The organism is Ureibacillus sp. GCM10028918, from assembly GCF_042666115.1.
Taxonomy (GTDB): domain Bacteria; phylum Bacillota; class Bacilli; order Bacillales_A; family Planococcaceae; genus Ureibacillus.
This window is the reverse complement of sequence record NZ_JBHTFK010000039.1, coordinates 65027-79454: the sequence shown is the minus strand read 5'-3', so window position 1 is coordinate 79454 and position 14428 is coordinate 65027. Positions and strand designations below refer to the sequence as shown.

The 14428-nt window shown below is 39.4% G+C and carries 9 protein-coding genes; 8 read left to right on the top strand and 1 reads right to left on the bottom strand.

The window, feature by feature from the left end:
- The first annotated feature begins 8 nt into the window (after window positions 1-8).
- Complete coding sequence (locus ACFQU5_RS18520; protein WP_390291296.1) at window positions 9-878, top strand: MetQ/NlpA family ABC transporter substrate-binding protein; 870 nt, start codon at window positions 9-11, stop codon at window positions 876-878.
- A gap of 736 nt (window positions 879-1614) precedes the next feature.
- Here ACFQU5_RS18520 and gltC read toward each other — a convergent pair.
- Complete coding sequence (gene gltC / locus ACFQU5_RS18515) at window positions 1615-2517, bottom strand: glutamate biosynthesis transcriptional regulator GltC (RefSeq protein ID WP_390291293.1); 903 nt, start codon at window positions 2515-2517, stop codon at window positions 1615-1617.
- 119 nt (window positions 2518-2636) lie between these two features.
- Between gltC and gltB the strand changes: the two genes are divergently transcribed.
- The 7 genes from gltB to sufB all read left to right on the top strand — a co-directional run bounded on the left by gltB (window position 2637) and on the right by sufB (window position 14317).
- Window positions 2637-7157, top strand: coding sequence for a glutamate synthase large subunit (gene gltB / locus ACFQU5_RS18510; protein ID WP_390291290.1), 4521 nt, complete (start codon window positions 2637-2639; stop codon window positions 7155-7157).
- Between the two features lie 14 nt (window positions 7158-7171).
- Window positions 7172-8650, top strand: coding sequence for a glutamate synthase subunit beta (locus ACFQU5_RS18505; RefSeq protein WP_390291288.1), 1479 nt, complete (start codon window positions 7172-7174; stop codon window positions 8648-8650).
- A gap of 486 nt (window positions 8651-9136) precedes the next feature.
- A complete protein-coding gene (gene sufC, locus ACFQU5_RS18500) occupies window positions 9137-9919 on the top strand; it encodes a Fe-S cluster assembly ATPase SufC (protein ID WP_390291285.1) in 783 nt (260 codons plus the stop codon).
- Between the two features lie 18 nt (window positions 9920-9937).
- Entirely contained in the window at window positions 9938-11245 is a 1308-nt protein-coding gene (gene sufD / locus ACFQU5_RS18495) for a Fe-S cluster assembly protein SufD (protein WP_390291282.1), read from the top strand.
- The gene (locus ACFQU5_RS18490; protein ID WP_390291279.1) at window positions 11245-12468 is read left to right on the top strand and encodes a cysteine desulfurase; all 1224 of its coding nucleotides are present in this window, start codon (window positions 11245-11247) and stop codon (window positions 12466-12468) included. Before sufD ends, ACFQU5_RS18490 begins: the two co-directional genes overlap by 1 nt.
- Window positions 12458-12895 carry a Fe-S cluster assembly sulfur transfer protein SufU gene (sufU, locus tag ACFQU5_RS18485; protein ID WP_390291276.1) on the top strand — a complete coding sequence of 146 codons (438 nt, stop codon included), beginning with the start codon at window positions 12458-12460 and terminating at the stop codon, window positions 12893-12895. Before ACFQU5_RS18490 ends, sufU begins: the two co-directional genes overlap by 11 nt.
- Before the next feature lie 24 nt (window positions 12896-12919).
- Window positions 12920-14317, top strand: a complete 1398-nt coding sequence (sufB, locus tag ACFQU5_RS18480; protein ID WP_390291273.1) for a Fe-S cluster assembly protein SufB — start codon at window positions 12920-12922, stop codon at window positions 14315-14317.
- Window positions 14318-14428 lie beyond the last annotated feature (111 nt).

Here is a 14428-nt window from a genome sequence, read left to right as displayed (position 1 = left end):
AAGACAACATGAAGAAAATTTTATCATTTTTATTATTATCAGTAGTCGTTCTTGCTTTAGCAGCATGTGGCAGTGCTAAGGAAGAAGAAACCAATACTTCTACAAACGATTCTGCTGGTGAAGCAACAACGGATCAAAAAGAATCTACTACTATAACAGTTGGGGCATCTAACGGTTTACATGATTTAATCTTAGAACAAGCAAAACCTATTTTAGCTGAAGAAGGAATCGAGTTGAAAATCGAACCTTACCAAGACTATGTAATGCCTAACCAAGACTTGGACTCTGGTGAACTTGATGCAAACTATTTCCAGCACATTCCATACCTTGAAACGGAAATTGCTGAAAAAGGCTATGATTTCGTAAATGCAGGTGGAATTCACATTGAACCAATCGGAATTTATTCACAAAAATATAAATCATTAGAAGAACTTCCGGATGGCGCAACAATTATTATTTCTAACTCAGTATCCGACCAAGGCCGTATTTTATCTCTTCTTGAAAATAAAGGGTTAATCACATTAGCAGATGGAATCGATAAAACGTTAGCAACTGTCGATGATATCGTTGAAAATCCAAAAAATTTGGTAATCGACAATAGCTCGGCGCCAGAAATGTTAGTAACGTATTATGAAGAAGGCGAAGGAGACGCGGTAGTTATTAACTCTAACTTCGCAATCGATGCTGGCATAAACCCTATAGAAGATTCAATCGCGATTGAAGGTTCTGAATCTCCTTATGTAAACGTAATCGCAGTGAAAGCTGAAGATAAAGATAACGAAGCAATTATACGCTTAGTAGAAGTATTGCATTCAGATGCAATCCAACAATTCATCATTGATGAGTGGGGCGGCGCAGTAGTACCAGTAAACGAATAATTTGAAATGGTGAGGGAAATTAACTTTTCCTCACCATTTTTTATTTTCGAGATGGAGTGCGTTTAATGCATTTAAGAACAAAATCCTATCCAAAATGATATACGACTACGAGATGAAGAATATTTTACAAGCTAGCCAACTCGAAATGTCTTTCGTCAAGGGAATGAAGGACAGTATACAAGCTCTGCCCACTCGAAATGTCTTTCATCAAAGGAATGAAGGACAGTATACAAGCTCAGACTTCTTAAAATGTCTTTCATCAAGCGAATGAAGGAAAGTTTACAAGCTCTGCCCACTCGAAATGTCTTTCATCAAGGGAATGAAGGACAGTATACAAGCTCAGCCAATTCGAAATGTCTTTCATCAAAGGAATGAAGGACAGTATACAAGCTCAGACTTCTTAAAATGTCTTTCATCAAGCGAATGAAGGACAGTATACAAGCTCAGCCAACTCGAAATGTCCTTTATCAAGGGAATGAAGGACAGTTTACAAGCTCAGCCCACTCGAAATGTCTTTCATCAAAGAAATGAAGGACAGTATACAAGCTCAGCCAACTCGAAATGTCTTTCATCAAAGGAATGAAGGACAGTTTACAAGCTCAACCACGCCGAAATGACTTTCATCCAACTCCCTACTATCAAAGAATGTGGCTTCATATTAATAATGCCTCTTTAGAATCCACAAAAAATACCCAGAGCACAATTTCCCCATGCTCTGGGTATTTTTCGTAAGCCATTATAAAAATTGATTCAATCTCGAGAAGAAGGTATCAATAAATTTTAAAAATACTTGTTCAGAAGGACCAAGCTCACGGTTGGTTGGATAAATGACGCCGACCGTTCGAGTGATTGCAGGGCTGTCGACAGCCATCTTCACTGTAAAGCGTGGGGTAGAATCATAGAGAGAGCTTTCAGGAAGCAAGGTAACCCCAATACCTGCTGCCACTAAACCTTTCAAGGCATCCATATCCTCGCCTACAGTAGTAATATTCGGAACAAAACCTGCAGCTTTACAAGCATCTACAGCAACTTTATTTAAAATATATCCTTCAGGGAACAGAACAAAATTTTCTTTTCGGAGATCACCCAGAACGATTCTTTCAGCATTTGCTAATCGATGGTTCGCAGGGAGCAAAGCATGAATTTTCTCGCTAAAAAGAATGGAAGAATGGATGCTTTCGTCACTAGGTGGTACAGGTCCTAAAAAGGCAAGGTTGAGCTCCCGGTTCTTTACAGCATCGATTAAATAGCGGTAGGAACCTTGACGCAGTTGGAAGAGTACGTTTGGAAACTCTTTTTTAAAGGCGGAAATAACAGTTGGGAGTACGTAACTTGCAAGACTTGTAGGAAAGCCAATTTTAATGGTCCCCTTTGCAGGATCAAGATACTCCTCTACTTGTTTGACAGCAAAATCAATTGCCTTCAATGCGGTAACTGTGTGCTCCAGAAAAATTTTACCAATTGGTGTCAGCTTCACATTTCGACCGACGCGTTCGAAAAGTGGTGTGCCAAGCTCATCCTCAAGGTTTGCGATTTGTCGACTGACTGCAGACTGGGCAACATGCAGATGTTCCGCTGCTTCGGAGATATGCTCCCGTTCAGCTACTTCAACAAAGTATCGCAATTGGCGTAATTCCAACGTTTTCACCCCACTTATCTAAATATTAGATTAATTCAATCCAAAGTATATATTGTTTATATTATTCTAAAAACTTTACAATGTAAATAAGGTATTCACGAAGATTTGGGGGGATTTACATGACTTTTCATCAGTTTCCGAAGGCACAAGGGCTTTATTCACCAAGTTTTGAACATGACGCTTGTGGAATCGGTTTTTATGCAAATATTAAGGGACTCGCTTCACATGAAATTGTAAAAAACGGTCTAGAAATGTTATGTCGCTTAGATCACCGAGCAGGACGCGGTGGTGATGGCAGAACTGGGGATGGAGCCGGTTTAATGGTTCAGATTCCAGATGCATTTTTTAAATTAAATTGTCCGGAGTTCAACTTGCCTGCAAAAGGTGATTATGGAGTAGGGCAACTATTTTTCACAGAGGATGCTAGAGAGAGAGAATCCATTGAAAATAAAATTAATGAATTAATCGAGCAAGAAGGCCAAACTTTAATCGGCTGGAGAACTGCTCCTACAAATAAAGAGATATTAAGTGATACTGCGAAATCAACAGCGCCTGTTGTTCGCCAAGTTTTTATTAAGGGAGAAAATGTTGAAGATTCTTTAGCATTTGAACGTAAATTATATTTAATTCGTAAGCAAGCTGAATTTTGGGCAAATGAAAATGAACTGAAATTTTATTGTCCAAGTATGTCCAGCCAGAAAATGGTGTTTAAAGGATTATTAACGCCTGAAGAGGTTAGCGAATTCTACATTGATTTACAAGATGAAAGCTTTATCTCAGCATTTGCAATTGTCCACTCAAGATACTCTACAAACACATTCCCAAGTTGGGAACGTGCTCATCCAAATCGCTATATTGTTCACAATGGCGAAATTAACACATTACGCGGCAATATCAACTGGATGACTGCTCGTGAACAGCGTTTTGTATCTGAGGCATTTGGTGATGACTTGAAGAAATTATTACCTATTATTGATAACTCAGGCTCAGACTCGTCAATGCTGGACAATGCTTTTGAATTCTTTGTTTTAGCAGGCCGCACACCGGCACATACTGCTATGATGTTGATTCCGGAACCTTGGACTGAGAACCCGCATATCTCGGAGGAGAAAAAAGCATTTTATGCTTACCATGCAAGCATGATGGAGCCTTGGGATGGACCAACAGCAATCTGCTTTACAGATGGCAAGCAAATTGGATCTATTCTAGACCGTAATGGATTGCGTCCGGCACGCTATTATGTAACAAAGGATGATATGATCGTCTTTTCTTCAGAAGTAGGAGTAGTTGATATCGAGGAAGAAAATGTTCTATATAAAGAGCGTCTAAGCCCAGGCCGCATGCTATTGATCGATTTGGAACAAGGGAAAATTGTTTCTGATGAAGAGTTGAAAAGCGAAATGGCAAAGGCTCAACCATATGCAAAATGGTTAGAAGAAAATTTACTGACAGTTGAAGCCGAAGAAGAAAAGCCAAAAGAAGTCGACGAGTTAGCCGTACGCCAAAAATCCTTTGGCTATACATTTGAAGACATTCAAAAGTATATCGTACCAGTTGCAGAAAGCGGAAAAGACCCGATTGGTTCAATGGGGAATGATACACCGTTAGCAGTGCTATCAGATCGTCCACAATCTTTATTCAATTACTTTAAACAACTATTTGCCCAAGTTACAAACCCTCCGATTGATTCAATTCGTGAGCATATTGTAACTTCGACGATGACTTTGCTTGGCGCAGAAGGCAATTTATTGCATCCAAATGCTGATAATGCCCGCCGTATTTTCTTGGAAACTCCTATTTTAACTGATGGAGAGTTGAAGGAAATTACAAGTTTTGACAATAAGCATTTCCAACATGCAGTACTTACGCTTCAATATAAGAATTCATTAGAAGACGAATTGCAACGTCTATTCAATGAAGCGGATGCTGCGATCGATAAAGGAATTTCTCTATTAGTGCTGTCTGATGAATTAGATGGTGTAAACACACCAACTATCCCAGTATTGCTTGCTGTTAGTAGTTTACATCATTATTTAGTACGTACTGGTAAACGTACTCTTGTAAGTATTATCGCCAATAGTGGAGAAGCACGCGAAGTACATCATTTTGCCGCTTTAGTTGGATTTGGTGCAGATGCTATCAATCCGTATCTAGCTTTTGCTTCAATTCAAGAAGCAATCGATGCAGGTCATTTAACAATCAGCTACCCAGATGCTGTGAAAAAGTATCGCAAGGGAATCGCTGATGGTGTTGTAAAAGTAATGTCCAAAATGGGTATTTCCACTGTTCAATCTTATCGCGGTGCTCAGATTTTTGAGGCAGTTGGTATCAGTAAAGAAGTGGTGGATCGCTACTTTACAGGTACAGCTTCTCAAATTGATGGTATTGACCTAGAAACAATTGGTGAAGAAGCAAAACGTCGTCACCAGCTTGCACTAGATTCTAAGAATAAGCTATTGGAATCGGGAAGTGACTTCCAGTGGCGTGCAGATGGCGAGCACCATGCATTCAATCCAAAGACGATTCATACGCTGCAAACGGCTACTAGAAGAAATGACTATGGTTTATATAGAATGTATGCTGAAATGGCAAACGAAGAACAAATTGGGTTCTTACGCAACATGTTTGAATTCAATTCTACTAACCAATCAATACCACTTGAAGATGTAGAATCCGTTGATTCAATCGTTAAACGATTCAAGACAGGTGCAATGTCGTTCGGTTCAATCTCTAAAGAAGCACATGAGACATTGGCAATTGCAATGAACCGTATCGGAGGACGTTCGAATTCTGGTGAAGGTGGAGAAGATCCAGCTCGTTTTGAAGTCGATGAAAACGGAGATAACCGAAGTAGTGCGATTAAGCAGATTGCATCTGGACGTTTTGGTGTGAAATCTCATTATTTAGTAAATGCAAAAGAACTGCAAATCAAGATGGCTCAAGGAGCAAAACCGGGTGAAGGTGGTCAGCTGCCAGGTAACAAAGTTTACCCATGGGTTGCAGATGTTCGTGGTTCTACTCCAGGTGTTGGGCTAATTTCACCACCACCGCACCATGATATTTACTCGATTGAAGACTTGGCGGAGCTTATTTACGATTTGAAAAATGCAAACCGTGATGCTCGCATTTCTGTAAAATTAGTAGCAAAAGCTGGTGTCGGAACGATTGCAGCGGGTGTTGCAAAAGGTGGCGCAGATGTCATTGTAATCTCTGGTTATGATGGCGGAACTGGTGCATCACCGAAAACATCGATCAAGCACACTGGATTACCATGGGAACTTGGATTGGCTGAAGCACACCAAACATTAATGCTGAATGGTCTGCGAGAGCGTGTAACATTAGAGACAGATGGAAAGTTAATGACTGGTAAAGATGTTGTGATGGCGGCTTTACTTGGAGCAGAGGAATATGGATTTGCGACTGCTCCTTTAATCGTACTTGGATGTATCATGATGCGTGCATGCCATTTAGATACATGTCCGGTAGGGGTAGCTACACAAAATCCGGAATTGCGCGCCAAATTTATGGGGAATGCGGACCATATCGTCAACTACATGCACTTTGTAGCAGAAGAAATGCGCGAGTACATGGCAAAATTAGGATTCCGTACTGTTGAAGAAATGGTAGGACGCACGGATGTTCTGCAAATTAGTCAACGTGCTGAGTCGCACTGGAAAGCAGGGCAGCTTGATTTATCGGCACTGCTTTACCAAGTTCAAGGCGCTCGCACGAAACAAACAAACCAGGATCTTCGCATTGAAGAAACGTTTGACCTTCGTGAGCTTCTACCGAAAGTAGAAAAGAGCATCAAGGAAAAAGAATCAATTGAACTCGAATACTCAATCAAAAATACAGACCGAGTTGTCGGTACAATTATCGGAAGTGAAATTTCGAAAAAGTACGGAGAAAACGGATTAAAAGATGAAACAATCAAGCTCAACTTTACAGGGCATGCAGGTCAAAGCTTTGGTGCATTCGTACCAAAAGGCATGTCGCTATCATGCGTGGGTGACGTGAATGACTACTTTGGTAAAGGTTTATCCGGGGGTAAATTAGTAGCGATTGCACCGATTAAAGGGGAGCAAGAGAAAAACGTAATAGCCGGTAACGTTTGTCTATACGGAGCTACAAGCGGTACAGCGTATATCAATGGTCGCGCAGGTGAACGCTTTGCGGTACGTAACAGTGGTGCCAATGTTGTTGTTGAGGGTATTGGTGACCATGGTTGTGAGTATATGACTGGTGGACGTGTAGTGATTTTGGGTGATGTAGGGAAAAACTTCGCAGCTGGTATGAGTGGCGGTATTGCCTATGTATTACCAACAAATGAAGCGAAATTCAAAGATACATGTAATACAGAAATGATCGAGTTTGAACGATTAGAGGACAAGAACGAAATCGAAGCGGTTCGCTCTATGATTATCAAACACCTAGAACATACTGAAAGTACAATTGCATTAGATGTTCTGGCGAAATGGGATCAATTTGTACGTAAAGTTGTGAAAGTTGTGCCAACGGATTATAAAGCGATGATTGATAAAATCAGTTATCACAAATTCCTTGGTTTAACAGAAGAAACGGCTGCAATGCAAGCATTTGTAGAAGCAACTGGCGCTAAAGAATTAGCGATTTCCAAATAAGAGGGGGTTCTAGAATGGGGAAACCAACAGGATTTATGGAATATAAACGAGCAAAGACGAAAGAACAGCCTCCACTAGAGCGTATTTCGAATTGGAATGAATACGCTACTAGGCTGTCAGATGAATCATTACAAGAGCAAGGTGCAAGATGTATGGATTGTGGCACACCGTTTTGCCATATGGGAGTAGAAATTCGTGGTGCAGCTGCAGGTTGTCCAATTCAGAATGTGATTCCAGAATGGAATGACTTGGTCTACAAGGGAAAATGGAAGGAAGCATTAGATCGTCTGCATATGACGAATAACTTCCCAGAATTCACGGGGCGCGTATGTCCAGCGCCTTGTGAGGGATCTTGTACATTAGGAATTACAGATCCAGCAGTAGCCATTAAATCAATTGAACGTTCTATTATTGATAAAGGTTTTGAAAATAACTGGATACTTCCACGTATTCCACAAACTCGCACAGGTAAAAAGATTGCTGTCATTGGTTCAGGTCCGGCTGGATTAGCTGCTGCTGACGAACTAAATCAGCTTGGTCATAGTGTAACTGTATATGAACGCGCTGATCGTCCAGGTGGTCTATTAATGTACGGCATACCGAACATGAAGCTTGAAAAAGAAGTGATTGAACGACGTGTAAACATACTTCGACAAGAAGGAATCGATTTTGTCTTAAGTACGGAAATCGGTAAAGATATCACTGCACAAGAATTACAAGCACAACATGATGCAGTTATTCTATGTATCGGTGCTCAAAAGCAACGTGTTCTACATTTAGAAGGCAGTGATGCTCATGGAGTACACTTGGCAATGGATTACTTAACAGGCGTAACACAAAGCTTGTTGGATTCTAATTTCAAGGATAAAAAAGCTTTAGATGTTGCGGGCAAAGATGTTATTGTCATTGGTGGCGGAGATACGGGAGCAGACTGTGTAGCAACAGCTATTCGTCAAAAGGCTCGCTCGGTACATCAATTTGGCAAACATCCGGAGCTTCCTAAAGCAAGACAAGAAGATCGCCCATGGCCACAAGATCCAAATGTGTTCAATCTTGATTATGCATATGAAGAAGTGGCGGCAGCAAAAGGTCGAGATCCTCGTGAATATTGCATTCAAACAAAGGAAATCGTGAAAGATAAAATGGGTCGCGTAAAAGAACTTCATACAATCCAAATGGAGAAAATTTTAGGCGACGATGGTTTCTACTTCTTTAAAGAGATTCCAGGCACTGAAAAAGTGTGGCCGGCACAAGCTGTATTTGTTGCCATCGGTTTTGAAGGGGTAGAAAAATCGCTGCCAGAACAATTTGGTGTGACAATCTCGAACAATAAAATCCGTGCATCTATTAAAGACTTTGAAACAAATGTACCTGGGGTGTTTACAGCAGGGGATGCAAGACGCGGTCAAAGTTTAGTAGTATGGGCAATTAAAGAGGGCCGCGCTGTAGCAGCAAGTGTTGATGAATTTTTAAATGTTAAAGTGAATGCATAAATGAATGTGGTTTCCGAGTTGTAAAAAAACTCGGGAACCACTTTTTATTTGTAAGGCAAGAAAAATAAAATTTCTACTTTTATATTAGTGGAACTGAGGCTGGAACAATTGGCAAGTTTTTCTATACTAAGAACAATGTTTTTTAATTATTATTTTTTCTGGTAATGTATAAGAAGGGAATATAAAATGGTAAACTATTTGCGAACGTTAATCACGAATTTGAAATGATCTTGTCGAATATGATCATTGAAATGATTTCTCAATTAGATTAGATTTATTGAAAATGAATTCTCCAACTTTTCCTCTCACTTACTTTCCTAAAAAATTATAAAAATGAGTAAAACCCCAATATTTTAATGGATTTGGTTGAAATCTATTGTTTGTGAAATAAATGTTTTGCATGGTTTCAGGATTTCGGTTAAGATTAGAATGATAATAAATTAGAAATGGTCCTACCATTCAAAGCACAACTACGGAGGTAATATAATGTCAACTTTAGTAATAAAAGATCTTCACGTTTCAATCGAAGATAAAGAGATTTTAAAAGGTTTAAACCTTACTATTAATACAAACGAAGTTCACGCAATCATGGGTCCTAACGGTACTGGTAAATCTACATTGGCTTCTGCTATTATGGGACATCCTAAATATGAAGTAACTCAAGGTACAATTGAAATAGATGGTGAAAATGTACTTGAAATGGAAGTTGATGAGCGTGCTCAAGCTGGTCTATTCCTAGCTATGCAATACCCATCTGAAATTTCAGGTGTTACAAATGCAGATTTCATTCGCTCGGCTATTAATGCTCGTCGCGAAGAAGGCGATGAGATTTCATTAATGAAATTCATCCGTGAATTAGATAAAACAATGGATTTCCTGGAAATGGACCAAGAAATGGCTCAACGTTACTTAAACGAAGGCTTCTCTGGTGGGGAAAAGAAACGTAATGAAATCCTGCAATTAATGATGATTAAACCTAAGTTTGCGATTTTAGATGAAATCGACTCTGGTTTAGATATCGATGCTTTAAAAGTAGTTGCTAAAGGTATCAACGAAATGCGCGGTGAAGGATTTGGCTGTATCGCAATCACTCACTACCAACGTTTATTAAACTACATCACGCCTGACCATGTACACGTTATGATGCAAGGTCGCGTTGTAAAATCAGGTGGTCCAGAATTAGCGCAACGCCTAGAAGCAGAAGGTTATGACTGGATTAAACAAGAATTAGGAATTGAAGATACAGACGCGGTAACAGAAGAAGCATAAAGAGAGAGGACGAAAAACATGACAGTTGAAACTAAATTGGCGTTGTCAGCTACAGAAGTACGCTCGTTCTCACAAAGCAATAATGAACCAGCTTGGTTCGGTTCATTGCGTGCAGAAGCAATTGAAAAAGCTACTGAGCTTCCAATGCCAACACCAGACAAAACAAATATTACAAAGTGGAACTTCACTGAGTTCCCTCAACATACAGTAGAAAGTGCACCATTTAGCTCTCTGGATGAACTTTCTGCAGAAGTGAAAGAAATCATTGACATTGAAGGTCAAGAAAACCTTTATATTCAACGTAACAACACACCGGCTTTTATCAAAATCTCTGATGAGTTAAAAGAACAAGGTGTTATTTTCACGGATATTTTAACGGCAGTTCGTGAACATAGTGATTTAGTTCAAAAATACTTTATGACAGAAGCTGTAAAAGTTGATGAGCATAAATTAACGGCTTACCATGCCGCATTAGTAAACGGTGGGGTATTCTTATATGTTCCAAAAAATGTTGTTGTTGAAAAACCATTGCAAGTGGTATTCCTGAACGACAACGAGGATGCTTCATTATTCAACCACGTACTAGTAGTGGCAGATGCTAATTCAGCAGTAACATATGTGCAAACTTACGTATCAACTGTTGAACAATCAAATGGACAAGCTAACTTAATCGAAGAAGTAATTGCATTGGACAATGCACAAGTTACTTACGGTTCAGTAGATGTTCTTGCAAAAGGATTTACTACTTATGTAAACCGTCGCGGCCACATTAAACGCGATGCAAAGGTTGATTGGGCATTAGGTTTAATGAATGATTCCGATACAATTTCTGAAAGTATCACACATTTAATGGGTGATGGTTCACTTGCAAATACGAAAATTGTAGTAGTAGGACGCGAGGAACAAAAGCAAAACTTCACTACTGAAATTCGCCACTGGGGTAAAAATTCAGAAGGCTTTATCTTAAAACATGGTGTCATGAAAGATTCTGCTCAAACTATTTTCAATGGTATCGGCAAAATCGAACATGGTGCCAGCAAATCAAACGCAGTTCAAGAATCACGTGTATTAATGCTTTCAGAAGGTGCTCGTGGGGATGCAAACCCTATTCTTTTAATTGATGAAGATGATGTAATGGCAGGACACGCAGCCTCTGTTGGTCGTGTGGATCCAATTCAACTTTATTACTTAATGAGCCGCGGTCTTTCAAAAGCTGAGGCAGAACGTCTAGTAATTCACGGCTTCCTTGCACCTGTAGTAACTAGTCTTCCTATCGAAAGCGTTAAAAATCAATTAACGAAAGTTATTGAAGGGAAAGTTCGCTAATGAATGAAATTCGCAAACAATTTCCTGTGCTTAATCAAGAAGTAAACGGGCATCCGCTCGTTTACCTTGACAGTGCGGCTACATCCCAAAAGCCAATACAAGTATTAGAAGCTGTAAAAAGTTACTACGAGTTAGATAATTCGAACGTACATCGCGGTGTGCATACACTTGGAAATCGTGCGACTGATTCATATGAAGGAGCTCGCGAAAAAATTCGCAAGTTCATTAATGCGAAATCTACAAAAGAAATTATCTATACACGCGGGACAACGACTTCTATCAATACTGTTGCGGGTGCTTACGGACGTATGAATGTAAATGAAGGCGATGAAATTGTCATTTCATATATGGAGCATCATTCCAACCTAATCCCATGGCAACAACTTGCAAAAGAAAAAGGTGCTGTTTTAAAGTATTTTGATCTTGAGCAAGATGGCACGATCACACTTGAAACCGTTCGTAATACGATTACAGATAAAACAAAAATTGTAGCTATTACAATGGCTTCAAACGTACTGGGAACGATTAACCCAATTAAAGAAATCACTGAAATTGCACACGAAGCAGGAGCAATCATTGTCGTGGATGCTGCTCAAGCTGCACCACATATGCCAATCGATGTTCAAGATTTAGATTGTGATTTTTTAGCTTTCTCTGGTCATAAAATGTGTGGTCCAACAGGTACTGGTGTACTATACGGCAAACAGGCCCTTTTAGAAGACATGGAACCAATTGAATTTGGTGGAGAAATGATAGATTTTGTAGATTTATATGATTCTACTTGGAAGGAACTGCCTTGGAAATTTGAAGGCGGTACACCGAACATCGCAGGGGCTATCGGTTTAGGAGCTGCCATTGATTTCCTAAATGAAATTGGATTGGAAAAGATTGCAGAACACGAACATAGCCTAGTAGAATATGCTTTAAATGAGATGGATAAAATTGAAGGTGTATCGATTTATGGACCTCGTGACCCACAAAAACGATGCGGACTTATAACGTTCAACATTGACGGTGTACATCCTCATGATTTAGCAACTGTATTGGATATGAACGGTATTGCTGTACGTGCAGGCCATCATTGTGCCCAGCCGTTAATGAAATGGTTGCAATGTACGGCAACAGCACGAGCAAGCTTCTATATGTATAATACAAAAGAAGATGTTGATCGACTTGTTGAAGGTTTGCGCATAGCGAAGGAGTATTTTAACGATGTCTTTTAATAATAATTTAGATCAGCTATATCGCTCAGTCATTATGGATCATTATAAAAAACCACGCAACAAAGGTTCTCTCGAAGGTGACAGCGTTACAATCGATATGAATAACCCTACATGTGGAGACCGAATTCATTTAACATTAAAGATGAATGATGGTATTGTAGAAGATGCTAAATTTGATGGTGAAGGATGTTCAATTTCAATGTCTTCTGCATCCATGATGACAGAGGTCATTAAAGGTAAGAAATTAGATGAAGCCCTTGAACTAGCTCAAATTTTTTCCAATATGATGCTAGGGGAAGACTATCCAGATAAATATGATTTAGGTGATGTTGAAGCACTGCAAGGTGTTTCAAAATTCCCAGCCCGCATTAAATGCGCCACATTGGCTTGGAAAGCAATGGAAAAAGGCGTAAGCGAACAAAGATAACAAGTTTGAACGGAGGAGAATAAAATGGCAAAAAAAATGCCTGATATCGGCGATTACAAATACGGCTTCCATGATAAAGACGTATCAGTTTTCCGTTCAAAACGTGGATTAACTGAAGAAATCGTACGTGAAATTTCAAAAATGAAAGACGAACCAGAGTGGATGTTAAACTATCGCTTAAAAGCGTTGGAAATTTTCTACTCAAAACCAATGCCGCAATGGGGTGGCGACCTTTCAGCTTTAAACTTCGATGAAATTACTTACTATGTAAAACCATCTGAAGCTACTCAAAAATCTTGGGATGAAGTACCTGAAGAAATCAAGGCGACATTTGACAAATTAGGTATTCCTGAAGCTGAACAAAAATACTTAGCGGGTGTATCTGCTCAGTATGAATCGGAAGTAGTTTACCACAACATGAAAAAAGATCTTGAAGATTTAGGGATTGTGTTCAAAGATACAGATTCTGCATTACGTGAAAACGAAGATATCTTCAAACAATATTGGGGTACAGTAATTCCAGCGTCAGACAACAAATTTTCTGCACTTAACTCAGCTGTTTGGTCTGGTGGATCTTTCATCTATGTACCACCTGGCATCAAATTAGACACACCACTTCAAGCGTACTTCCGTATTAACTCTGAAAACATGGGTCAATTCGAGCGTACATTAATCATTGTTGATGAAGGTTCAAGTGTACACTACGTTGAAGGATGTACAGCTCCTGTGTATACAACAAACTCACTTCACTCAGCAGTAGTAGAAATCATTGTTAAAAAAGATGCATACTGCCGTTATACAACAATCCAAAACTGGGCGAACAACGTGTATAACCTAGTTACAAAACGTACGGTTGTTGAAGAAAACGGTACGATGGAATGGATTGACGGCAACATCGGTTCGAAATTAACAATGAAATACCCTGCATGTATTTTAAAAGGTGAAGGTGCTCGTGGTATGACACTTTCTATCGCAATCGCAGGTAAAGGGCAACACCAAGATGCAGGTGCCAAAATGATTCACTTAGCACCAAATACATCTTCAACAATCGTATCTAAATCGATTTCTAAACAAGGCGGTAAAGTAACTTACCGTGGGATCGTTCGCTTTGGTAAAAAAGCAACTGGTGCTCGTTCAAACATCGAATGTGATACTTTAATCTTAGATAATGAATCAACATCTGATACAATTCCTTACAACGAAATCTTAAATGATAACGTATCTTTAGAGCACGAAGCAAAAGTATCTAAAGTGTCTGAGGAACAATTATTCTACTTAATGAGCCGTGGTATCTCTGAAGGTGAAGCAACAGAAATGATTGTAATGGGCTTCATTGAACCATTCACAAAAGAATTACCAATGGAATACGCAGTAGAAATGAACCGCCTAATCAAGTTTGAAATGGAAGGTTCAATTGGTTAAATAATATTGAATAGTTTCCTGTTACAAAAAAACGAGTGCATTTGCGCTCGTTTTTTTAACTTAAATAATAAAGAGACATTTCAGGAATGATACACTGAAATGTCCCAAGTG